The organism is Dokdonia sp. MED134, from assembly GCF_000152925.2.
Classification (GTDB): Bacteria; Bacteroidota; Bacteroidia; order Flavobacteriales; family Flavobacteriaceae; genus Dokdonia.
Genome location: NZ_CP009301.1, coordinates 1,405,001 through 1,430,472, shown reverse-complemented (window position 1 = coordinate 1,430,472; position 25,472 = coordinate 1,405,001). Strand labels below are relative to the sequence as shown.

General features: G+C 40.3%; 11 protein-coding genes, 2 tRNA genes and 1 rRNA gene (1 of these 14 cut by a window edge). 4 read left to right on the top strand and 10 right to left on the bottom strand.

Annotation, left to right across the window (positions count from 1 at the left end):
- The first annotated feature begins 2 nt into the window (after positions 1-2).
- Positions 3-3,683: an ABC transporter permease/M1 family aminopeptidase gene (locus MED134_RS06355; RefSeq protein ID WP_021778201.1), complete on the top strand. Its 3,681-nt coding sequence runs from the start codon at positions 3-5 to the stop codon at positions 3,681-3,683.
- 81 nt (positions 3,684-3,764) lie between these two features.
- Here the strand turns inward: MED134_RS06355 and MED134_RS06350 are convergent, their stop codons facing one another.
- The 10 genes from MED134_RS06350 to thrS all read right to left on the bottom strand — a co-directional run bounded on the left by MED134_RS06350 (position 3,765) and on the right by thrS (position 22,733).
- Positions 3,765-4,910, bottom strand: coding sequence for a glycoside hydrolase family 5 protein (locus MED134_RS06350; protein WP_021778202.1), 1,146 nt, complete (start codon positions 4,908-4,910; stop codon positions 3,765-3,767).
- Between the two features lie 156 nt (positions 4,911-5,066).
- On the bottom strand, positions 5,067-6,473 hold the full coding sequence (locus tag MED134_RS06345; RefSeq protein WP_021778203.1) for a TolC family protein: 1,407 nt from the start codon (positions 6,471-6,473) through the stop codon (positions 5,067-5,069).
- Positions 6,473-7,825 (bottom strand): HlyD family secretion protein, encoded by a 1,353-nt coding sequence (locus MED134_RS06340; protein ID WP_021778204.1) that lies wholly within the window; start codon positions 7,823-7,825, stop codon positions 6,473-6,475. The genes MED134_RS06345 and MED134_RS06340 overlap by 1 nt, the downstream gene beginning before the upstream one ends.
- On the bottom strand, positions 7,826-9,493 hold the full coding sequence (locus tag MED134_RS06335) for a peptidase domain-containing ABC transporter (RefSeq protein ID WP_021778205.1): 1,668 nt from the start codon (positions 9,491-9,493) through the stop codon (positions 7,826-7,828).
- A gap of 27 nt (positions 9,494-9,520) precedes the next feature.
- Positions 9,521-10,189, bottom strand: coding sequence for a TetR/AcrR family transcriptional regulator (locus MED134_RS06330; RefSeq protein WP_021778206.1), 669 nt, complete (start codon positions 10,187-10,189; stop codon positions 9,521-9,523).
- A gap of 481 nt (positions 10,190-10,670) precedes the next feature.
- Positions 10,671-19,184, bottom strand: a complete 8,514-nt coding sequence (locus MED134_RS06325; protein ID WP_021778207.1) for a T9SS type B sorting domain-containing protein — start codon at positions 19,182-19,184, stop codon at positions 10,671-10,673.
- A 244-nt stretch (positions 19,185-19,428) separates the two neighbouring features.
- Entirely contained in the window at positions 19,429-19,773 is a 345-nt protein-coding gene (rplT, locus tag MED134_RS06320) for a 50S ribosomal protein L20 (RefSeq protein ID WP_021778208.1), read from the bottom strand.
- Positions 19,774-19,894: 121 nt separating this feature from the next.
- Positions 19,895-20,092: a 50S ribosomal protein L35 gene (gene rpmI, locus MED134_RS06315; RefSeq protein ID WP_021778209.1), complete on the bottom strand. Its 198-nt coding sequence runs from the start codon at positions 20,090-20,092 to the stop codon at positions 19,895-19,897.
- Positions 20,093-20,211: 119 nt separating this feature from the next.
- A complete protein-coding gene (gene infC, locus MED134_RS06310) occupies positions 20,212-20,724 on the bottom strand; it encodes a translation initiation factor IF-3 (protein WP_262485475.1) in 513 nt (170 codons plus the stop codon).
- Between the two features lie 65 nt (positions 20,725-20,789).
- Positions 20,790-22,733 (bottom strand): threonine--tRNA ligase, encoded by a 1,944-nt coding sequence (thrS, locus tag MED134_RS06305; RefSeq protein WP_021778211.1) that lies wholly within the window; start codon positions 22,731-22,733, stop codon positions 20,790-20,792.
- Positions 22,734-23,478: 745 nt separating this feature from the next.
- Here thrS and MED134_RS06300 point away from each other — a divergent pair.
- The 3 genes from MED134_RS06300 to MED134_RS06290 form a co-directional block, all read left to right on the top strand.
- Positions 23,479-25,002: ribosomal RNA gene (locus tag MED134_RS06300) — 16S ribosomal RNA — on the top strand.
- A gap of 209 nt (positions 25,003-25,211) precedes the next feature.
- Positions 25,212-25,285: transfer RNA gene (locus tag MED134_RS06295), tRNA-Ile, on the top strand.
- Between the two features lie 132 nt (positions 25,286-25,417).
- Positions 25,418-25,472, top strand: a tRNA-Ala gene (locus MED134_RS06290); it runs 19 nt beyond the window's last position.

The following is a 25,472-nucleotide window of genomic DNA, read 5'->3' as shown; positions in this document are numbered from 1 at the left end:
TTATGTTTAGTACTATCTATCTACACGAGATAAGGACTTGGTTTAAGAAACCGCTTTTTTATATATTTTCTGCCATAATGTTTTTACTAGCTGTACTTATAATGGCAGCTGGCTTAGGCGTTTTTAGTAGTGATAATGTTACAGTGACTAGCAATGTTTATCTTAATAGTCCGCTGGCTATAACGGGTATTTTATCACAGCTGGCAATGCTCGCTTATCTATTAATTCCTTCTATTACAGGAGGCACAATAGATCGAGATTTTAAAAACAATATGCACAATGTTTTGTACTCGTACCCGCTTACTAAGGTGCAGTACTTACTTGCCAAATTCTCGGCAGCAATAACCATTAACTTATTAATAGCTATCGCTACCATATTAGGTCTTCTTGTAGGATCTGTCCTTCCAGGATCTAATGAGGCGCTTTTAGGTCCTTTTAGTTTATGGAATTATGTACAGCCATTTGCTTTTATCATATTTCCTAATGTGCTTTTTTACAGTGCGATTGTTTTTGCTATAGTCGTGTTTACTCGTAATCTCAACATTGGATTTATGACTGTACTCACGATGATTATTATACAGCTTATAGCGACAAGTATGGCAGATAATGCAGATGATACATTCTGGTATGCGCTTTTTGACCCTATGGCAAATGTGGCACTAGCAGATGCCACAGAGTACTGGACACCAGTTGAGCAAAACAATAAATCTATACCTATGGTGGGTACTTTACTTTACAATAGGTTATTGTGGGCAGGTATATCTTTTGGAATCCTCTTTTTAATCATTGCACGTTTTAACTTTCAGCAGCACGCTATGCGCTTTAATTTCTTTAAGAAAAAGGCAGTGAGAGCAGTAAAGAAAAATTCTAGTAAAATACAACGCATAGAGATGCCTGCCGTCACTACAGACTTCTCAATAGTGGGGCAGTTTAAAACGCTATGGCAGCTCGTAAAAAGTGATACTAAATACATCATTACTGGCTGGCCGTTTATAATCATTACGTTTCTAGCTATTGTACTCACCTTTGTAATGATGAGTTTCTCTCAACTTATATATAATACGGCAATCTTACCAAAAACGTGGACAATGCTCGCAGAGCCATCTGCATATATCGTGTTGTTTTCATTCTTGCTCATACACTTATATTCTGGATTTTTAATGGACAGAGCAAAGGCTGCTCACATCAATCAGATTGTAGATGTAACACCTACAAAAGATTGGGTTTTTCTAGTCTCTAGAGGTATTTCATTATTCTTAATGACAGCTTTTTTGCAAGTTGTATTAATACTTTGTGGTCTCGCTTTTCAAACCTTAAAAGGGTTTTATGACTACCAGATAGATCTCTACGTATTTCAAGCATTTTTAATTAATGTATGGAAATATGTACCGTGGATATTACTGGCATTACTCGTACATACTTTAATTAAAAATAAGTGGGTGGGTCTGGTTACCTTACTGGTTATAGGTATAGGAGTTCCATTACTTCAGAATGCGATAGGTGTCCAGCAAGCTATCTTTGACTTTAACTCTGGAGGAACGCCTAGCCCTTCAGATTTTGATGGTTATGGTACCGTACTACCTCGTTTTTATGCGTTTAGGGTATATTGGATTGCTTTTGGTATCATTTTACTTATGGCGGCTATACTGTTCTATAGGCGTGGTATGGGGGCTACGGCAAAGGCGCGTTTTGCTTTCGCGAAAGCGAGATTAACTACACCCATCATTACCACAGCAGTGGCAAGCCTCATTGTCTTTTTAGCGATAGGTAGTTATTCTTGGTACATAAATAATGTAGAAAATGAGTTGCTCACAGGTAAAGAAAGAGAAGAATTACGCGTGCAGGCCGAAAGAGATTTAGGAAAATATGCCGGCATCCCACAGCCACGACTTGTTGCTGTAAATACTTTTATGGATATGTATCCAGAGTCGCGTGATTTTAAAGCTGGGGCAACATTTACAATGGTAAATAAAGATTCAGTAGCCATAGACACTCTACACGTAAACCTCACAGATTACCCTACAGAAATTACACTAGATCGTGAGGCAGAGATTGTTTATGATAATGAAGATTATAACTATAAAATGTACGCTTTCGCGAAAGCAATGCAGCCTGGAGATACATTGGTATTTAAGTTTACAATGGAGAATGAGGAGAACAAATTTTTAGACGATAAGTCTCCTATTTCTACAAACGGAACTTTTGTAAACTACGGGATGTTTCCTTCTATAGGATATGATGAGCGTTTTGAAATACGTAATACAGAGGTGCGTAAAAAGTATGACCTCGCGCCTAAAGATAGAATGCCAGACCCAGATACCCCGGGAGCAAGAGATCGTAACTACATAGGAGGATATAGTGACTGGATAGACTTTGAGGCAACCTTGAGCACGGCTCCAGATCAAATTGCAATCGCACCAGGATACCTCACAAAAGAGTGGGAAGAAGATGGACGCAAGTACTATCACTATAAGATGGACTCTAAGATGCTTAACTTTTACTCCTTCTTAAGTGCTTCTTATGAGGTGAAGAGAGAAGTGTATAATGGTATTAACCTTGAGATTTATCACCATCCAGATCATACATATAACTTAGACCGTATGATGAACGGTATGAAAAAGGGACTAGACTATTACGGGACTAATTATACCCCATACCAGCATAAGCAGGTACGTATTATTGAGTTTCCAAAAGCTTACGGAACCTTTGCACAAGCATTTGCAAATACAATTCCTTTTAGTGAAGGCTTAGGTTTTGTAGCAGATGTAGATGACGAGGATCAAGATGCGGTAGACTACCCACTGTCTATAACTGCTCACGAGCTTGCACACCAGTGGTGGGCACACCAAGTGATAGGCGCTCCAGTAAAAGGAGCTACTTTATTATCAGAAAGTATGTCTGAGTATAGCTCACTTAAGGTGTTAGAAAAAACGTATGGAAAAACCCAAATGCGTCGTTTCTTAAAAGATGCTATGGATGGTTATCTCACAGGTAGAACAGCAGAGCAAATAAAAGAACAACCATTAATGTATAATGAAAACCAGCAGTATATTCATTATCAAAAAGGGTCACTTGTACTTTATGCAATGAGTGACTATCTAGGTGAAGACGTCTTTAATGGAGTTGCCAAAAGGTTTGCAGAGAAGTATCAATTTAAAGCCAGTCCTTACCCTACGGCTACAGAGTTTGTAAATGACTTAAGAGCGGTAACACCAGACTCATTGCAATATCTTATTACAGATATGTTTGAAAAAATCACACTGTATGATAATAAAGTAGATGAGGCTAGTTATACAGAACTTCCAGATGGTAAGTATGCTGTAAATGTAAAAGCATTTGTGAGTAAATATCACTCTCAGAAAAAAGGTAAAAAACAATTTGTTTCAAAACAAGGAGACAGTATTACCTATACTCCAGAAGGAGAAGAAGATGCAATAGTATCATTACCACTAAGTGATTATATAGAGCTTGGTATATTTGGTGAAGAAGATGAGGAGACAGGTGATGAGAACGTTCTATACTTACAGAAGATAAAGGTGAGCGATATCAATAATAATTTTGATATCATCGTAGACCAAAAACCTGTAGAAGCTGGTATAGATCCATTTAATAAACTCATAGATAGAAGAGGAAGCGATAACCGAAAAAAGGTAACAGAAAACACCGCTACTATAGAAGAGTAAAAGTAAATACATCGCTTATAAGTAAACAAGCCTCACTCAATTAAGAGTGAGGCTTGTTTGTTTATGTGATTTTCTATACTACTAGTTACTTGCTTCAATTATAGTTTCTGCTAGGGTGGGGAAGTGCCACTCTAGATTTGATCTATCTAAGAGTCTAAAGTTCCCACCATCATCCCAAACTATAGGTAAGAGACCACGTGCTAAACTTTGCTCAACATAAAACTGCATATAGGCTTCTCTAGTGCTTGTGTTATCTCTGTCTATAGCACCCCACTCGCCTAATATTACAGGACGTCCTTGTTGTACAATCCATTTTTCTCTAATGTAGTCAAATTCATTTTCGAGTTGCGTTTTCTCTTCATCTGTTCCCCAGTTTGCTGTGCCATCTTCTTGACCTGTAAATGGCCAAGGGAAATAGGTATGTAAAGAAACTATAAGGTGGTCATCTTCTGGCAGTACAAGTCCATCCATCGCCGCGGGTGTTGTACTTGCTGCATAAGTACTTATCATAACGTGACGACCTAGGTTGTTGCCTCCAGTAGCTCTTATAGCATTAAGCGCTGTCTGGTGATACTCATTGAGGATTGTTCTTCCCTCTTCTGTGCCGCCAGACCACTCTTCTGGAGAGTTAAGAAGTCTATTTTCATTAAGTGTCTCAAAGATGAGTTTGTCACCATAACTCTTAAATCGATTTGCTATTTGTGTCCATAAACTTGCTAGTCGTTCTTTTGCGGCCGGTGCATCTTCTGTAGTAGGACGTAACCAGGCATTATCGTGATGCACGTCTATAATAACGTGCATATCCTTACTTATTCCATAATTTACTGTCTCTTGCACTTGAGTCATAAAATCTTCATTAACAGTATATGGTGCTGTAGACTGCTGGTCGTATCCCCAAGTGATAGGTACTCTTAGTGTTCTAAAGCCCATCTCGTATACCTTATCTATAATAGCTTGTGAGGGTAATGGGTTTCCCCAGGCAGTTTTATCTGCATTTTCTACATCTAGGCTATTACCAAGATTCCATCCTATACCCATTTCGGCAACAAGTGTTGTAGATGAGATGTCTCTTATAGTACCTGGTATGTCTATACTTGTATCTGCCACAGGGTTTTCATCTTCTGGAAGATTTTGATTTGTTGTTTCTGACGTTTCATTGTCAGAGCAGGCCAGCGAGCTTATACTTATAAGTATAGGTAAGATGTACTTATGCAGCTGTAGTTTCATAATTTAACAGGTTTGTGTATTTCCTTTTTGTAGAAAAAATTCTATTAAAATTACAAAATATAAAAACATAACATTGCCATAGTATCATAAGGCAATGCTATGTGTAATAAGATATTTGTGTTGAGGGTGATTACGCTTTCGCGAAAGCGTAAAAAATTATAATCCTGCAGCGTTGTATAACTTAGCCTTAGCAGCCAGTTGTTTTACCAGTAGTGCGTTAGACTTGAGTCTTGAATCTATAAGCTTTTGCTCACGTGAGTTAATAAGAAAGAGTGAGCTACCTCCTAAAAAGAATTTACGTTCTTCGGCCTTTACGAGTGCTTCATAATCTGTTACGATATTTGCAATAAGTGTATTTTGGGTAGCCAGAGATGTGATTTCTGCCTGTGTGGCTTCTAGTTTGTTTTGTATAGAAAGGGTGCTTGCGCTACGCTCATACTCTGCATCTTGTACCTTAATTTTTGCAAGCCTAAGGTCTCCACGTTCTTGACGTAAAAATATAGGGAAGCTTACATCTACAAAGGCCTTATAGTTTGCCGTATTGAGGCTATTGAGTTGGTCTCCATCTGGAGTTAAGAAGTTGTATTGCAAGTTTACCTTAGGTAAAAGCTTATTCTTCTTAAGAAATCTATCTACTTCTAAACTATTGATTTTTGCGTCTAGGCTTCTCAACTTAGGGTGATTTGCCATAAAAACTGAGACGTCTGTGATACCAGCTAGTAGGAGTGAGGCATCAAGTACCGTAAGATCTGGAAACACTGGGTTTACAGTCTCATTTATTTCTAATGGGATACCGTCTAACCATAAAAAGTTACTCACCACAAGACGAGCTTTTTGCGCTTTGAGTGTTGCGGCTTCGACATTAAGTCGTCTGTTTTGCTCTGTAATACGAGCTTCGGTAATATCTATAGCGGCCTTATCACCCTCTTCTACACTGCGCTCTACTGCTTTACGTCTAGTCGTTGCATTTTTTAAAAAGGTGGTGTAGATACGTTTTTCATTTTCTGCCTCTAGCCAGTCAAAATAGGCCAGACTTCCTTCAAATATGAGATTATTGACCAGCAAGTCCCTATCTGCCTGCGTTTGTTGTTCAAAAAAGCGAGCCTTTTTGAGCGTTGCCATACGCTCATTAATGAGAAGTCCTTGTGCAAGAGAAAAGGAGACACCAGCACTGTACAATCCATCTTCTGGAACGGTAAGGTTAGGATTGAGAAACTCTCCAGTATTTTCTTCAAAATTTCCTTTAAGCTCTATCCCGTACCAGGTAGGAATTTTAAAAGTAGCATTGAGCTGGTCGTAGTACTCAGTCCCTTTAAACTTCTTGCGGTCATAGTCTACCTCAATTTTTGGGTCAAATCCCCCTCGAGCTTTAAGTAAGTTTGCCTCGCCAGTAGTAAGTACAAGCTCTGCCTGTTTAATAAGCGGATGGTGCTGCTTTACATAGCCTATAAACTCTTCAAAAGTAAAGGAGTTTTCTAGGGTTGAGACATTCTCTTGAGCTTGACTCAGAGTAGTAAACAGACTTAACAAGCTTGTTAATATAATGAAGGTGTTTAATCTCATTACTTTTTATCTTTTACAGGTTCTTTTCCATCTGGTAAATAATAGTCTGCAGGGAAACCATTGAGCTGTCTCCATAGTTCATACCAGATAGGTACATCATTAAGTAGAGCAATAGTTTGTGCACCAGAGCCTACACGTACGTTTTTTGGCCAGCTTTCGGCCTCTGGATCTGGAGCGATAAGAACTCTAAATTTTCCGTTACTACTTATAAAAGTTTCGACAGCCACCACGGTACCTCCATAGGTCCCGAAAGAGGCATCTGGCCATCCACTAAATACGATAGCAGGCCATCCATCAAATTGTACACGTATACTCTCACCGGTATGTATGAGTGGTAAGTCTATAGGTCTTACAAAAGTCTCTACAGCTAGGTCATAGTCGGATGGCATAATGCCTACCAGTTGCTCTCCTTCTTTAAAAGTTTCTCCTATACCTGCTTTTATGGCCTTGTTTATATATCCATTTTGAGGAGCAACTACATATTGTAATGTGCTGCGTATCTCATAATTAGTAGATGCATTGTCTAGTTTGCTTACCTGTGCTTCTGTGTCATACTGCGCAGAGGAGGCTGTAAATTTATCACTCTGAGCTTTGCTTATTTTCTCGGCATAGGTAGCTTGTATTCTAGAGATCTCTAGGTTTGCATTAAGCACCTCGTTTTGACTAGCTAGTAATTTATTTTCTTGAGAGATAAGTTTTGCCTCTGTCTCTTGTAATTTAAGGCGCTTATCTTCTACCTCTGCTGTACTTTTTAAACCTTCAGATTGTAATGTTGCGGTACGTTCGTACTGTGTTTGAGCAATATCTCTATTTGTTCTTGCAGCTACTAGGTCTATACTATCACTCTGTACTTTAAAACGAGACTGCTTGAGTTTGTTTTCTGCCTGTTGTAGTTTTAAACCGCGCTCACGCTGTAAAGCCCCTAGCTGATTTTCTAGCGCTTGTACTTTAGACTTATAAGAGCCTACGGCATTACTTTTTGCATCACGCTGCTGTCTAGTTCTTTCGGCAAGAAGCGGATCTTGATATTCATTTTTAATTTCAGAAATGCGCAGTATAGTGTCGCCCTTCTTTACATAATCTCCCTCGCGTACAAACCATTGTTCTATACGCCCCGGTATTTGAGACTGTATGGTTTGTGGTCTTTGGTCTGGTGTGAGAGTGGTTACAAACCCTTTTCCTGTAACATTTTGAGTCCAGGGTAAAAAGAGGATAATCACGCCTATAATAGCAAAGGCAACGAGAAATCTATTAAAGTACTTAAAGTGCTGTTTTTTTTGCGCTTTTGCGAAAGCGGAATACCCACGTATATCCACCTTCTTGTTAAGTTGATTTTCAGATATATTAAGCATTTAGTTTTTCTTTTGAGTTATGATTTTTCCATTCTCGAGTTTGATATATCGATTACATTGAGCTTGCCAGTCTTTGTTGTTACTAGAGACAGCAAGCGCCCAAGGTCTATCTGGGTGGATGAGGTAATCCATAATCGCACGTGCCTCTGTACTTTCAAAATGCTCAAGAGCATCTTTGAGAAGTAGTACTCTAGGCTCGTGTACTATTGCCCTTGCAAGCAAGATGCGCTTAGATATGGTATGTGGGATTTGCTGTCCTTCTGGAAAGAGCATTGTACGCAAACCGTTAATCTGCTGTCGCACAAAATCTTGTAGGCCTACTATTTTAATAACCTCGTTAAGTCGCTCTTGAGAAATCTCTTTATTGCCAAATGTGATGTTTTCTAGTATCGTGCCCTCAAAAGGATTTTGCTCCGGGAGTACTTGCCCTATTTGAGACCTATATGCATTAGGACGTAGCCCCTTGAGAGATAGATCGTTTATATAAATAGCGCCAGCGGTAGGCTCTATGATACCAGAGATAAGTTTTAATAAGGTAGTTTTACCAGACCCAGACACCCCATCTATGAGTAGCCTGTCTTTTGTCTCTATTTTGAGTTTTATGTTTGAGAGTATATCACCCGTTTGTGGGGTAGCGTAGGTTACATTATCTATTTGAATATCTGTGTCTTTATGATTTTCAAAAGGGTCAAAACCTACCTGAGGATCTATCTCTTTATCTACCACTTGTCCTATTTTTTCTAAAGATGTAAGTACATCATAAAAACTCTCAAGCCCTGTAATTAGTTTTTCTACAGAGCTTATTACGAGTAAGATTATAATCTCTGCAGCTACAAACTGGCCAATGTTCATTTGCTGGTTTAAAACTAGTAGTCCACCTATGAGTAAGAGTCCCGCAGTGACAAGCACTTTGAAGCCTATCATTTGTATAAACTGTATAACCAGAATTCTAAAGTGACTCTCTCTAGCCTCAAGGTATTTTTCGGTAAGAGTGTTATTGCGCTCCATAGCTAGTGAGGTGCGGCCCGAGAGTTTAAAGCTTATAAGTGATCTCGCTATTTCTTGTAGCCAGTGTGCCACTTTATACTTACCCTTAGATTCTGCAAGACTGGTTTGTAGCCCTCTTATTGCGGTAAATTTAAAAACGAGATACACTAAGATGACGAGTAAAAAACCATAAATAATAAAAAATGGATGGTAAAAGGAGAGAAGCATTAAACCAAAGACAATTTGTAATATCGCCGCTGGAAAATCTAATAATATTTTTGATAATCCTTTTTGTACTGTAAGAGTATCAAAAAATCTATTTGCAAGCTCTGGAGGGTAAAAATCACGCAATTCGCTCATTTTTATTTTAGGAAAACGATAAGCAAATTCAAAAGATGATCTTGTAAAAATCTTTTGCTGTATGTTTTCGAGTATACGTATTTGCATAAGTTGCAGTATTCCTTGAAAGGCAACACCTAGTGTCACGAGTACAACAAGCACAATCCAAGAGGTACTCACTTGCGCACCCTGTATTAAGTTTATAATCGCTTGTATACCTAGAGGTAGTGTGAGTGCTACTAGACCTGCAAATATTGCATAAAATAAAATTTGCTTGATGTCACGCCTGTCCAGCTTGAGCATATTTAGAAAACGTTTCCAAGGAGTCATTTCTTTATTCATAATAAAATGTGTCTTTATATAATGCAACTATTTAATAGCATTGAGTACTAATTCCTTATAAAATTCTGTAATGTTATTTTTTCCTTCACATACATTTGTAAGCGATGGCAAATGCTTTGAAAAGTAGCGCTGGTGATGTGCGCCCTCTATTACTGTAGAGATAAGCATATGTGGGTACTCATACGTAGGGTGTATATCTGTAACAAAGTCACTCACACGCTGTACTACTCGCTTATAAGTTTTATAGTATCCCTTTGAGTTTTCTTTATCTATATCTTTAGTGTGGTATGCTTTTGATGATTCCGCTACGATTATGCGGTGCAGGATTACCTCGTTTACATAAGATATACTCGTGTCTTCTATAACATCTTTAGTAAGGAGTTCTATACAAGATAGCAGTTTTATAGAAGGGTCACTTATATTAGTCGTCGCAAAAACAATTTTGTACTCAATCCAACTCCAGTACCAGCTTACAAGATATACTAGAAGGGCGTGTTTGCTTTCAAAATATCGGTATATCGAGCTCTCATTAGAGTTAATTGCAAGGCCAAGCTTCTTAAAAGTAAACTTTTCAAAGCCTAGCTCATCTATCATCTCAATACTCTTACTCACGATCTTACGACCTAGGTCTGTGGTCTCGGGATCACGAGTGTACAAGGCTGGATCTATTGTGATTTGTATGCGTAATCTTTCCATATTACAAAGATATGATAGTAATACTATTATAATTAAAAGTTTAACTATTTGTTGTGAAAGTGATGCATTTTGTTGAGGCAGCAACAGTTGTAATATAGCCTATAGACGTAGAATATAATTATAGTGTAAAGAAGTTTCTACGTGTGTAAACTTTTATAATTATAAGGAGCACGATGGCTAGAGCCTCTCTAAATAGGGAGTTTCCCGCTTTACATTGCAATTCCTCACGCCGGCCTTGCCAGGCAGTTACGGGATTTTCATTGCAATCGGGGCTAAAGAGTAAAGCTATTAGATCTCTTTGGTTTTGAATGCTATAAAGTAAAAGTTAAACAAATTCCATCCGACTCAGTTCCATTTCCAGAATTTCAAGATTATACTATGGTTTTATTTCTACACAGAGGTTTTAACCACAATTCTTCTTTAATTAAATTGTTGAAAATAAATGTTTAAAATTCGTTAGTGCACTCTGAGTTCTTAAGACCTATCGCTTCAATGTAAAGTGCCCATTAACCGTTCTCTGTGTGCCTAGGTCATCTACCTCTGTAAACTCTACTCTAAACCAGTAGTCGTTACTCGGCATCGGTTGGCCATTAAAGGTACCGTCCCATCCTGGGCTTGTAGGGCTTAGTTGTTTTAAGAGCTTCCCGTATCTATCAAAGATAAAGATCTTCGCATTCAGGTTGGGATCTACCCCTAGCCCTATGATATTCCACGTATCGTGGAAACCATCTGCATTAGGTGTAAAGAAACGTGGGTAATCTATAATCCCTATCTCAAACTCAGAGGTTGAACAGTTACCACTTGCTAGTCTTCCAAAAATAGTGTGCGTCCCTGGAGTCACATTTGTAAAAGTCGTACTACTCTGGAACGGGCCATCATCTAGTGCAAACTCATACTCAGAGGTAGGATCTACCCCTGTGATATTTATCACCTCTACCGTGTATAATCCGGTACTGTTAAAAGAAGGTTCTAGTACAATTGCCTCAAACACCGGTGCACTCTCTGCCGTATATACCGCCTCAGCTAGGTAATCACACTCCGTACCATCAACATACGTAGCTGTAACCAGCACCTGGTAGGTTCCTGCAGCATCTACAGTCACCACAGGGTCTTCTGATATCAATGCACCATCTAGCGTCCACGCATAGCTATAAGTCACCCCAATTTGAGGATCTTCTACCGTACCATCTATTGTAAATGGTTCTAAAGTTTCTCCAGTAATCTCATCCACACAAATCTGTCCGCCCTCATTGCTAAGGTCTGTATATGGTAGTGGTTGCACAAAAATCTCAAAGTCTACCACCATCGTACTCTCACAGTTACTAGCTGTATTAACCGCTCTGGCATAAATAGTCTGTGGGTTACTCGTATTCACATAAGCACTTGGCGTGTCTATTGCATTTATCATTGCCTCTGCATCTGCAAGGCTGGTGTAGTAGGTTACAGAGGTTGCAGTCACACCTCCAGTAATCATCGCATTCTGCTGCGTAAGATCAAAGGTGGCCTCATCTTGGTTAGGTGCAACATTAATCCCAAGATCATCGGCACACTGTACCATATTATCTGCTGGAGATACCTCTGGACGACTTTCTACCGTAAATATGATGCTTGTAAAGTTCACACAGCCTGTGGTGTTATCTTCAATACGCACAAACAGCTCCTCACCATCTGCCACCGTGTATGGCGAACTTAGTGCAGCAGTGTTTGCCTCTGCCTGCACCAGTAACTGGTGATAGCTTATTGTAAAATCACTTGTTACCTGTGGCGCCGCAAGAATCCCTATCTCATCTGCCAGTGTCGTAAGATCAACACTTCCCATTGTATCATCTCCATCAAATTCTTCACAGAAGGTATAATCAATAGGTCCCGCTTCTGCCAAAACAGGTAGCGGATTTACAATCACCTCAAAAGGCACAATCACATAACATAAGTTTCCGTCGCTGTCTAAGTCATCATCGCCTGGCACATTTCGTTCCACACGTGCATAGAGCGTTTGGTTACCAGATGTGGTATTGATAAAATTGGTAACATCTGCCACTGCAAGCGTTGGGTCGTCTGGGTTCGCTTCCGCGAAAGCGAGATCTGTATACACTAAGATATCTACAGGCTCCCCTCCACCTATCTGAGCAATCACACCCGTAAGATCAAAGCTCTCAAAACCATCGGTATCTGAACCAGAGCCAGCGTCAATCACCCCATCGCCATCAGTATCAATATCTGTCGTGGCATCACATACCTCTACGGCATCTGGCATTGTGTTAGGCGTAGGTAATGGTAACACCTCAATGTCAAAAGTAGTCTGGTCGGTACATCCTGCTGCGCTAGAGACTACTGCCTGTATCGTTTGTGGGTTCTGAATGTTTGTATAAGCCGTAGGGTCTGCAATAGGCGTATCACTCGTCTGGTCTGCAAGACTTGCATAATAGGTCACAGATAGTAATGGATCACCTCCCGTAAGACTTGCCTCATTAACGGTAAGGTCAAACACATTAAAGGTATCTGCATCATCATCACAAACCATTAGGTCTAAATCATCATTTGCTGGGTTTGCCGTAGGTGGGCTTTCTACAGAGATTTCAAAAGAGCTCACTGCAGCACATATATTTGGACTACCATCATTTACTTGTAAACGTACCCAGATTACCTCAAGTGGTGTCATCTGTGTTGCGTTATAGTTGGCTGGATCTATAATCGGGTTGTTACCCGTTTCTGCATCTACCAGGGTATTGTGATACGTGATGACAAGCGTGGTTGCATCTTGTGTCCCTATGATGGCAACCTCGTTTTGAGTAAGGTCTATAATTTCCATCAGGTTATTATCATCATCACACTCGGTAAGGGTTTCAAGAGCCGCAGGAATCTCAGGGATAGGATATACCACAAGCTCAAATTCATAAATCTTAGTACAAGCTGTTGCCGTAGCAGGATTGGTATCTTGTGCTACCACATACAGTGAGGTCATCCCTGTGATGTTGTTATAAGGAACGGTAATATCTATCTGCCCTGCTCCTGTATCTGCCGTGGCATTATCTAGGGTTTCATAAAAACGTAGGGTGATATCTGTAAGCGTTGCTAATAAGTCATCATTATACTGTTGTAAGTCAAAGGCTCCAAAACCATCATTGTCTTCATCACAAGCTATCGCTTCTGGTAAAGGTTCTCCAATAACAGGTAGCGGATTCACTTGTAGGTCTACGGTAGTTTCTGCTCCACACATTCCTGCATCACTACTACTGACTAAGATAAAAAGCGTCTGCGGACTAGTTCCATCATTGATATATGCCTCTGGTGTGGCAATAGCATTTGCAATACCGGCATCGAGGTCTGCTTGCGACTCATAGTAAGTTACGGTAAGGGTTGGGTCGCCACCGGTAATACCTGCATCAAGGCTGGTAAGGTCAAAAGTGGTAATCCCATCATCATCGGTTCCTACGAGGGCACCCGCACTATCACAGGCTTCAAAAAGCCCTGGTGGGGTGATGGTAGGAATCATTGCGATGTTTAGATTAAAAGTACCTACTACAGTACAACCTGTTGTGGTGTCTTCTAGACGTACCCACAGCTGGGTAGCCGGTGCACTGGCAAGGTAGTTTACAGGGTCTGCAATAGGCATATCTGCCGCACTGCCTACCATAGCTTCTGCACTGGCGAGCGTCTCGTGATACGTAAGAGTTATAGCTGCAGGGGTTTGTGTCCCGTAGATCACTGCATCGTTTTGTGTAAGATCAAACAGCGCTTGCCCGTCTCCATCATCATCACACTCAGTTAGGTCTGGGATGGTGGTAGGCAGTACCGGTGCAGGTTGCACGATAAGTTCTAACTCCACGATACGGTAACACTCAGTGCTGGTAGCTGGGTCTGTATCTGTAGCTCTTACATAGATAGTTCTTGATACCGTCTGGTAGGCTGCTGGGTTTGCAATGGCTGGTGTACCTAGCTCTGCAGCGGCAATTGTCTCGTGGAAACTAAGTCCCACAAAGGCCTCGCCATTTATAATGTCTGTTGTTACTTGGCCGGTAAGATCAAAAATAGCATCCCCATCATTATCTGGGTCGCCATCATTTGCCATTGTATCACACTCTTCTACCGGTGCTATGGTGGTAGGTGATGGTAATGGATTTACCACTAAGGTTAAGGTGATGGTCTCATAACAAGACGTCACAATATCTTCTACACGTACAAAGATGGTTTGGTTTGCCATCACCACATTCTGATACATATCTGCAAGTGCTGGCGTACCCGCATCTGCATCTGCTTGGGTGAAGTGATAGCTTACACTCCAGTCATCATTACCACCAGTAATCTCATCGTCACGACTACGTAAATCAAAGCTTGCAAACTCATCGGTATCACTACCGCTTTCTATGTCATCACAAAGCTCGTATTCGGCAGGTTGGATAGGAGTTGGCAATGGGTTTACAATAAGTTCTAAAGGAGCAATATTACTACAGAAGGTCATTGTAGTGGTCATCTGTGCAGTATCGGTTACTAGGGCATATACGGTGGCGGTATTACTCGTATAAGCAGTAGGGGTTGCAATGGCAGGAGTACCAGCTTCCGCGGAAGCGAGTGAAGAAAACCACTCCACCGTATGCGTTGCAGCGTCTAAGCCGCCTAGAATATTAGCTTCTTGTGTACTTAAATCAAATATTTGAAGCCCATCTGTATCATCATCACACAGTGCGTATGGAGTTGCATCTTGGTTAGGCATTGGGGTGTTGAGCACACGCAGGGTAAGCGGTGTAGTGCTGTAACAACCGGCATCGTTAAAAACACGGGCATACACAATTTGCTCAAAAGGCTCATTGTTGATATACATCATATTGTCAAGCTCCTGACCTACTGGTGCATTATCTGCATCTGCCTGGGTGAGGTAATAGGCGACGGTAAGGGTTGGGTCTCCACCGGTGATTTCGGCGTCTCTAGAGGAAAGCACGAAGAAGTCAAAAACTCCGTCGTTATCATCATCACACTCCTCATAATCTGCAGGGGTTACGGGTACCGGCACTGGGAAGCTACGCACACTAAGATTTACCGTTGAGTAGCAAGCCGTGGTATTATCGGTCACGCGAGCCACTACAATCTGAGGGTTGGTGGTCATTGTAAACATTGTTTTGTCTGGAATACTTGCATCACTAGCATCGGCCCCAGCCTGGTCTAAGTGGTAGGTGATGGTAAGGTTTGCATCAAAACCACCCGTAATCTCAATATCTTTTGAAGAGAGGTCTACCGTGGTAAGGCCATCTATCACACCATCATCATCACAGACTTGAAGTTCGGTAGGCGTGGTGAGTACAGGGTTCTGGTTTACGATGATCTCAAAGTTCATTGCCAGGTTGACAAAATCAAACGTCGTACAGCCTGTAGTGGCATTCTCAAGACTGTAGTAAATGGTCTGAGGGTTGCTACTGTTTGAAAAAGCAGTAGGGTTAGCAATGGCATTCATAGCCGTGTAATTCCCTACGTTCTCATAATAAGTAACTAGAATATTAGGATCACCGCCAGTAATCTGGGCATCGTTCTGGGTAAGATCAAATTGTGCAGCATTTGCGATAGGTGAACATTCTTCAAGTGAAGAGATGTTGGGTAAGAAGGTGGGGTTAGCCTCCACATTGAGCAATACGTGTATCCCTAGACCACGACAGTCATTTGCAGTATCGCCATCTACACGTACCCAGATGCCTTGCTGTCCATTTGCACCTGTATAGGTGAGGTTATTTGTATAGGCATCAATAGTTGCCGTTATAGGATTGGTCTCTGTTTCTGCTTCTTGCTGGGTTTCGTAATAGCTTACTGTAAGCATCTGTCCAGCAGGAAATAAAGCTAGCACTTGTGCTGTAGCATCAGAAAAATCAAATACAGACTGACCATCACTATCTGTATCACACTCAAAATATTCTAATTGAAAAGTATCGGGTATCTCTGAAGTATCTACCTCAAGGTCAATCTGAGCCTGACGTGTACATCCATTTATGGTAGAAATAGAAACGCTTATGGATTCGTTGTTTTGTATTTGGTTTGTGTACGCTGTAGGATTAGCTATTGCAGCGCCACTAAGGTCATAATATAGAAATGTCTCATTTTCGGGATCACTGCTTAATAAAACTTGCGCCTCTGTTAGATTAAAGAATGCAAAGCCATCTTGATCAATATCACACTGACTTAGTGATGCAGGAGAGTTTATGACAGGTAGAGGAGCAACAACTATATTAAAAGTAACAATAGCAAAGCAGGCATCGTTTTGAGTGTTTGAAACTCTTGCCGTGATGGCTTGTACTTCTGCATCAGTATTAATAAATGAGGTGGGGAGAGCACCATTGTTTGCATTTGCATCTCCTGGATTATCGTGATATGTAACAGTGAAAATTGTAGGATCTTGACCATTTAGAATATCATCATCTAGTGTAGATAAGTCAAAGGTGGTAAACTGGTTTGTGTCATCTCCATCTGCACTGTCATCGCAAACTATATATGATCCAGGGTCTGTAGCTGTAGCTTGTGGTATAATAGTTAAAGTAATGTCTGTAAAATCTGCGCAGCTATCGTTACTTACATTATCTATTCTGGCAGTAATAGTTTCTGTGCCGGTAACAGTAAAATTAGTAGGAGTTGTAATTAGATTTGTTTCTGAAGAAGCATCAGTAGGAGTGGGGTAGAAGTCTATATTATATAATATATCACTTTGAGTTCCTAAAATAATACTGTTAAGGGTTGTTAAGTCAAAGTTTTCTATTCCATCTGAAGAGCTATCATCGCAGATGTTTTGTGTAGGAACTGCATTTGCTGTGGGTTGACTGTCTACTATGAGGTCGATAGCGGTGGTGTCAAAACAAATCGCACTAGAGTTACTCTCTATTCTAGCGTAAATAGTTGTACTTGGTGTGTCATATGCAGCAGGTGTAGTAAAAGGCATTACATTATCTATAGCCTGTTGCACTGTAGTATGCCAGGTCACCGTAAAGCTAGCTGCGCTTTGAGTACCTAAAATGATACTTTCGGTTAACATTTCTAAGTTGAAAATCGCAGTACCATCATTTGTATTATCATCACATATACGTACTGGTGGAACAGGGTTTGCTATTGCTTCGTCTGCAATGGTTATTGTAAAGCTAAATTCGTTTGGACACAAATCTGGGTCTTCCGCATTTTCATCATAAACAAATACAGTAGTAGTAGTAGTGATAGGGATAGTCCAATCTATAAGCGTTGCAGCAGGATCAGATTGTAAAGCAGTATAATATTGAGGGTTGTTGAGAAAATTTCCCGAAAGGGTAGCAGGGTCAGCAAGTGTAAAAGTTTCACAAGCTGTAAAATCATCTATAACATCTATAGAAGGATAATCCACTAGAGTTATCGTGATATTAACATCTATAGAATCACAATCACCCACGGCAAAGTAGTTATATATGAGAGAGGGATTAGATATGGGATCTGTCGCGGGGTCAAAAATATCAGTACCACTATCTAAAGGAGGAGTCCAAGTCCCTCCCGTTGGCGGATTACCATCAAATCGATCCAGAAGATTTATGGGGCCAGCAGCAGTACATATATCTGTATCTGTATCTTCTGGTGTTACAGCAAATCCAGAATAATATCCGCCAAAACCAGCGGCAAAATTTGCCCCAACTAAGCCCACGGCAATGGGGCCCTCTGAGAGAACAGTGATATCTCCCGTTTGATTACTAACATTGTAAGTTACCCAATCTGGTGTTCCAGGATTAGCAAGTGCTGACATAGCAGGCAATATTGTTCCATTTACGGTAACTTGATCGCCTACAGCAGATGTAATAAAAATACGACCATCGTAAGCATCAAAAACAGGTGAAATCTCATTTACAGAAGGAATAAGATTAACCTCATTTTGGAAAAAGCAACTCAAGGGCGGCACAAATACCATACCTGGTGTAGCATTTGCTACATCGGTACCAATATCTCCCCCAATAAGTTGATAAACATAAACCGATTTACCACCTCCCGTACTTAAATACATATTTCTATGAGGTTCTCCGAGAATATTTGGAAGAAACAAATCATTATCTCTTATAAATTCAAAATCACCAGGATTAGTTAACGTAAATAAAAAATTACCATTAATAGAAACATCCGTATTTGCTTCCGTTGCGATAACTAATATTCTCTCCAAAGCATCACTGCCATTACCTCTGACTAGCATATACTCTTCACCAACAAGACGTTCTTGTACAATCTGATCGATTAAGATATCCGATCCTCCTTGGTTTAGAGAAGGGTCGTTGGCATTTATATTTCCAGTCGTAACCACGATAGGGTGAGCATCATCTTGCGATGTTATCAGTGCGCCAATAAAGCCATCATCATTACCAGGAGTAGATGCACCACCGTATCCAGATAATGTATAAGACTCACCTGCATTGAGCGTTATAGTCAGTACATCATCAGTTATGTTTGGTTCGAAAATTACATCTGTTTCATAATCTGATACAGTTATGATTGTATTATCTTCAACAGCCATAAAGGAAGTGAAAAAATTGTGGTTATTAATTGTATTATTAAGTTCCGAAAAACCGACTCTAAACCTAGTACCTAAGGCATCATCACCTTTTGCAGTTAAATAGCCAGAATGATTTCCAGAGGAAGATTGAACTCTTAAGGAGGTGTAAAATAATTCAGTAGAGCTTACAATTATACCCTTTGTGCTTAAAGCTTGATTAAGTTCTGTATTAGTTATTAAAATATTAGAGCCAATATTAAAAGATGCGGGAGCCCCGGCAGATATGGTCTGTGTTCCTAGTACTGTTCCATTCCCTAGGCTTATGGTGATAACTATAGAATCTGTTGTAGCGGTTGCTGGATTATCATAAGGAGTAGAAAAATATAAATAAGCAGATGTAATATCTTGTCCTCCCACGTCTCTCGCGTGTATAGGCGGTATGTAATGAGTGTTACCCAGTTGTGCAAATACAGGAAGTGTACATAGCGTGAGTACTATAAGTACGGCGTAGTTTTGGATTTTCATAACCTCTAGTTGGTATAAGGTGTGCCTTAAAAATAGTGATATTTTGACTATCAAGGTACTAGAGGGGAGGTAATTATCTGCTTGTGGAGGTGTGAGGTGTTGTATTCCGCTTTCGCGAAAGCGTAAACACTCTTGTAAGCTATAGAGGTGAACACCGTAAGTAAATGAGTTTAAAAACAAAAATCCCGCTCAAAAGAGCGGGATTTTATATAAGTGAGATGTATTATTAAATGAGGCTTGCGCCTTACTTTACTTTATTAATTATTGCTTCAAACGCTTCTGGGTGGTTCATAGCAAGGTCTGCAAGCACCTTGCGGTTAAGCTCGATTCCATTTGCTTTAACTCCTCCCATAAACTGAGAATAAGACATACCGTGCATACGAGCACCCGCATTAATACGAGTAATCCATAATGAACGGAAATTTCTTTTCTTCTGACGACGGTCTCTGTATGCATAAGACATTGCTTTGTCTACTGCATTCTTTGCAACTGTCCATACGTTTTTACGTCTTCCAAAGTATCCTTTGGCTTGCTTCATCACCTTTTTTCTTCGGGCTCTTTTAGCAACTGAATTTACTGATCTAGGCATAATTTAATGTGTTTTTGTAGCAGGCGACACACACTGTGTGCTCTTGTGTATCTCGCTCTTAAGCGGCGAGACGGCCATACTCCAGGGTTTAAAAATAATTTGTTTTAACCGGTTAAAGTGATTACTTAAGGTTAAGCATCAATTTAACATTATTCTCATCTGCTTCGTGTACAAGACCGTCGTGCGTCAGAGCTAGCTTGCGCTTCTTAGATTTTTTTGTCAAAATGTGACTCTTAAAAGCGTGCTTTCTTTTGATTTTACCAGTTCCGGTAAGCTTAAAACGCTTCTTAGCACTGGATTTTGTTTTCATTTTAGGCATCTGTTCCTATTTTTTAAATTATCTCACTTATTTTCTTACTAAACCCTCCTTACTCATTGAGTAGGAGGGTTTTTATAATAACTACAGCTCTTGAGTTTACACTCGAGTCTGTATTGTATTTATTTCTTTTTAGGTGCGATGAACATTGTCATACGCTTTCCTTCTAGTCTTGGGAGTTGCTCTACTTTTCCTAACTCTTCTAGCTCTTGAGCTAGTTTAAGAAGTAGTATTTCTCCCTTGTCTTTATAGATGATAGAACGACCTTTAAAGAAAACATATGCTTTAAGTTTTGCTCCTTCTTTAAGGAACTTCTCTGCGTGTTTCTTTTTAAACTCGTAGTCGTGATCATCTGTGTTAGGACCAAAACGAATCTCCTTGATTATCACTTTTGAGGCTTTTGCCTTCATTATCTTCTCACGCTTCTTTTGCTCGTATACAAACTTTTTATAGTCTATAATCTTACAAACTGGCGGAGCAGCGTTAGGTGATATTTCAACAAGGTCTAGCTCTAGTTCGCTAGCTAGTGCTTGTGCTTTTTGGATAGGGTAAATCCCTACTTCCACGTTATCTCCCACTAGACGTACTTCTTTTGCACGTATCTTTTGGTTGATTTTGTGTTGGTCTTCCTTAATGATCCTTGCAGGACCTCTCGATCTTTTTCTACGTATTGCTATGGCTTTTCTATTTTAAATTAAACTTAATCAAATGTTTTCATTGTCGATGCAATCTCGGTAGATACAATTTTCGCGAAAGCGTCTATAGTCATACTACCTAAATCCTCACCACCGTGTCTTCTTACAGATATTGTGCCATCTTTTTCCTCTTGCTCTCCTATAATAAGCATAAACGGAAGTTTTTGCATCTCTGCTTCCCGTATTTTCTTACCCATAGTCTCGCCTCGGTTATCTATAAGGGCGCGAATTTCGTGATTTTCTAGCAAATTTAATACATTCTGAGCATATTTCTCATATTTCTCACTCAATGTCAGAATTGTAGCTTGCTGTGGCATAAGCCAAAGTGGGAAATTACCACCCGTATGTTCTAATAATATAGCAACAAATCGCTCCATACTACCAAAAGGGGCGCGGTGTATCATTACCGGCCTGTGCATCTCATTGTCACTGCCTTTGTACTGTAATTCAAAACGCTCGGGCAAGTTGTAATCTACCTGTATGGTCCCTAGTTGCCAGCTGCGACCTAAGGCATCTTTTACCATAAAGTCTAGCTTAGGTCCATAAAATGCTGCCTCACCAGTTTCAACAACATAGTTAAGTCCTTTTGCTTTTGCAGCGTTAAGAATGGCATTTTCTGCTTTCACCCAGTTTTCGTCTTCTCCTATATATTTATCTGGATTTTCTGGATCACGTAAAGAGACTTGAGCGGTAAAGTCTTCAAAGCCTAATGAACCAAAAACATAAAGTACCAAGTCTATTACTTTCATAAACTCTTCATCCAGCTGGTCTGGTGTACAGAATATGTGTGCATCATCTTGAGTAAATCCTCTTACACGCGTAAGACCGTGTAGCTCTCCAGACTGCTCATAGCGATATACGGTTCCAAACTCTGCAAAGCGCTTAGGTAGCTCTTTATAACTCCACGGGCGACTGTTATATATCTCACAGTGGTGAGGACAGTTCATAGGTTTGAGTAAAAACTCTTCACCCTCGTTAGGTGTTTGTATAGGTTGAAAGCTATCTGCTCCATACTTTGCATAGTGGCCAGATGTTTCATATAATTCTTTTTGTCCTATATGTGGAGATACCACCATCTCATAGCCTTGCTTCTTTTGTGCAGCTTTAAGAAAGTTTTCTAAACGCTCACGTAAAGCAGCTCCCTTAGGTAGCCATAAAGGTAAGCCTTGACCTACGCGCTGTGAGAAAGTAAATAGTTCAAGTTCTTTCCCTAGTTTTCTGTGGTCACGCTTTTTTGCTTCTTCTAGAAGTTCTAGGTATTGCTTAAGATCTTTTTGTTTTGGGAAAGAAGTTCCATAAACACGAGTAAGTTGTGGTTTGTTTTCATCACCACGCCAGTATGCGCCAGCAACACTCATAATCTTTACGGCTTTTATGATACCTGTATTAGGTATATGTCCCCCGCGACATAAATCTGTAAAGTCGTCGTGATCACAAAAAGTGATAGTACCATCTTCTAGATTTTCAATAAGTTCTACCTTAAACTCATTTCCTTCACATTTATATTTATCAAGAGCTTCTTGCTTTGTTACAGATCGCATTTTAAAATCGTGCTTTCCACGAGCAATCTCGAGCATCTTATCTTCTATCTTCTTAAAGTCTTTATCAGAAATAGTTTGATCACCTAGATCAACATCATAATAAAAACCATTTTCTATAGCTGGACCTATAGTAAGTTTCGCTCCAGGGTATAACTTTAATATAGCTTGAGCAAGTACGTGAGAAGAAGAGTGTCTAAAAGCAGTCTTCCCTTCTTCATCATTCCAGGTAAATAAGGTAATCGATCCATCTTCTGTAAGTGGGGTAGAGGTCTCTACGGTCTCCCCATTAAATTTTGCAGAAATAACGTTGCGCGCCAGCCCCTCGCTGATGCTCTTTGCGACATCCATAGGAGTAGCTCCCTTGTCTATCTGTTTTACATTGCCATCTGGCAAAGTGATATTGATCATAGTTCGATTATTTATAAGAAGCAAAGATAGGATGTTCGATGTAGGTTTACAATAACTAGGCAATCTGTTTTACATTATATATAGGACAAAGTTTTTTACGCTTTCGCGAAAGGTGTTTTGTGTTCAATTAATAGCATATCAGGATTATATGGTTTTAAGAGTTGTCTTAGTTGGGTTTTTGAGAGCGATTTTAGAAATATTTCACATTTTTTCTTGTCAGGCTTGAACTTCTGTGTATCTTTGCCGTCCGTTTAAATGTGAGCGGTAGTTCTTATAAGTGTCTGTTTAATTGGCTTTAAAATTTATTTCAAATTATTTTCAAAAGATAGTTTGTAAAGTCAAAAAAGGTTGTAGTTTTGCAGCCGCTAACAAATGGAGGTTTATTTGTAGAAGTTGTTCTTAAAGATTGTTGTTTTTATTGCTTCAGAAAAAAAATAATTTTTTTCAAAATAAAGTTGTCAGTATTAAAAACAGTTGTATATTTGCACCCGCTTAGAGAAACAGTAACACATCTAGCGAAGTTCAAGTAATTTTTTTGAATGTTTTGGAAGGATAAAAAGGGGTTCGATTCCTCTTGCATTAACATTGATTTTCTAGTTTTTAGGGATTAGGAAAAGTTCATTGACTTATTGAATTGACAGCGCGTATTAATACTTTCGGGTATTATTACAAAGAATTTGAAAACTAGAAGTTTATTATTGACCGGATATTTCGAGTTGTGAGGAGTTAATATTATTAACAACACACGATGAAGAGTTTGATCCTGGCTCAGGATGAACGCTAGCGGCAGGCTTAACACATGCAAGTCGAGGGGTAACAGGAGTAGCTTGCTATTTGCTGACGACCGGCGCACGGGTGCGTAACGCGTATAGAATCTACCTTATACTGGGGGATAGCCTTTGGAAACGAAGATTAATACCCCATAGTATTATTTTTTGGCATCATTAAATAATTAAAGTTTCGGCGGTATAAGATGACTATGCGTTCTATTAGTTAGTTGGTAAGGTAACGGCTTACCAAGACTTCGATAGATAGGGGTCCTGAGAGGGAGATCCCCCACACTGGTACTGAGACACGGACCAGACTCCTACGGGAGGCAGCAGTGAGGAATATTGGACAATGGAGGCAACTCTGATCCAGCCATGCCGCGTGTAGGAAGACTGCCCTATGGGTTGTAAACTACTTTTATATGGGAAGAATAAGGTCTACGTGTAGATCGATGACGGTACCATAAGAATAAGCACCGGCTAACTCCGTGCCAGCAGCCGCGGTAATACGGAGGGTGCAAGCGTTATCCGGAATCATTGGGTTTAAAGGGTCCGTAGGCGGGCATATAAGTCAGTGGTGAAAGTCTGTGGCTTAACCATAGAATTGCCATTGATACTGTATGTCTTGAATTATTGTGAAGTGGTTAGAATATGTAGTGTAGCGGTGAAATGCTTAGAGATTACATAGAATACCGATTGCGAAGGCAGATCACTAACAATATATTGACGCTGATGGACGAAAGCGTAGGTAGCGAACAGGATTAGATACCCTGGTAGTCTACGCCGTAAACGATGGATACTAGTTGTTTGGTTTTCGGACTGAGTGACTAAGCGAAAGTGATAAGTATCCCACCTGGGGAGTACGTTCGCAAGAATGAAACTCAAAGGAATTGACGGGGGCCCGCACAAGCGGTGGAGCATGTGGTTTAATTCGATGATACGCGAGGAACCTTACCAGGGCTTAAATGTAGTCTGACAGCTTTAGAGATAGAGTTTTCTTCGGACAGATTACAAGGTGCTGCATGGTTGTCGTCAGCTCGTGCCGTGAGGTGTCAGGTTAAGTCCTATAACGAGCGCAACCCCTGTGGTTAGTTGCCAGCGAGTAATGTCGGGAACTCTAGCCAGACTGCCGGTGCAAACCGTGAGGAAGGTGGGGATGACGTCAAATCATCACGGCCCTTACGTCCTGGGCCACACACGTGCTACAATGGTAGGGACAGAGAGCAGCCACTTAGCGATAAGGAGCGAATCTATAAACCCTATCTCAGTTCGGATTGGAGTCTGCAACTCGACTCCATGAAGCTGGAATCGCTAGTAATCGGATATCAGCCATGATCCGGTGAATACGTTCCCGGGCCTTGTACACACCGCCCGTCAAGCCATGGAAGCTGGGGGTACCTGAAGTCCGTCACCGTAAGGAGCGGCCTAGGGTAAAACTGGTAACTGGGGCTAAGTCGTAACAAGGTAGCCGTACCGGAAGGTGCGGCTGGAACACCTCCTTTCTAGAGCTTGTCCCTGTTATTGTGAGTTATGTAATTTATTATGTAGCGATATCATTAACAAACAGCAAACGACTTACAACCGAATGGTTAGTAATAGGTTTTAGTTTTCAATAGCTGTCGATTTAATTATTAATAAGGAAGTAGGAATTGAGTAAGTAAGAATTAGTTTTTACTAACAATTACACTTAATTGCTATAGACTATTAAGACAGTCTCATAGCTCAGCTGGTTAGAGCGCTACACTGATAATGTAGAGGTCGGCAGTTCGAGTCTGCCTGAGACTACTTTTATGCTTTCGCGAAAGCTTTATAAATCGTGACGTTCATACGTATTACATTTTGAAGGAAATTTTAGAAGTTGAGAATCATTACTTCGTCATTCGAAATCTGATGTCATCATCTTGATTTCATAGAAATGGGGGATTAGCTCAGCTGGCTAGAGCGCCTGCCTTGCACGCAGGAGGTCATCGGT

Coding starts and splice junctions, on each gene's coding strand:
- MED134_RS06330 (WP_021778206.1), bottom strand. CDS start 10,189: ATGGAAAGATTACGCATACAAATCACAATAGATCCAGCCTTGTACACT.
- rpmI (WP_021778209.1), bottom strand. CDS start 20,092: ATGCCTAAAATGAAAACAAAATCCAGTGCTAAGAAGCGTTTTAAGCTT.
- rplT (WP_021778208.1), bottom strand. CDS start 19,773: ATGCCTAGATCAGTAAATTCAGTTGCTAAAAGAGCCCGAAGAAAAAAG.
- MED134_RS06325 (WP_021778207.1), bottom strand. CDS start 19,184: ATGAAAATCCAAAACTACGCCGTACTTATAGTACTCACGCTATGTACA.
- MED134_RS06350 (WP_021778202.1), bottom strand. CDS start 4,910: ATGAAACTACAGCTGCATAAGTACATCTTACCTATACTTATAAGTATA.
- MED134_RS06345 (WP_021778203.1), bottom strand. CDS start 6,473: ATGAGATTAAACACCTTCATTATATTAACAAGCTTGTTAAGTCTGTTT.
- MED134_RS06340 (WP_021778204.1), bottom strand. CDS start 7,825: ATGCTTAATATATCTGAAAATCAACTTAACAAGAAGGTGGATATACGT.
- thrS (WP_021778211.1), bottom strand. CDS start 22,733: ATGATCAATATCACTTTGCCAGATGGCAATGTAAAACAGATAGACAAG.
- MED134_RS06335 (WP_021778205.1), bottom strand. CDS start 9,493: ATGAATAAAGAAATGACTCCTTGGAAACGTTTTCTAAATATGCTCAAG.
- MED134_RS06355 (WP_021778201.1), top strand. CDS start 3: ATGTTTAGTACTATCTATCTACACGAGATAAGGACTTGGTTTAAGAAA.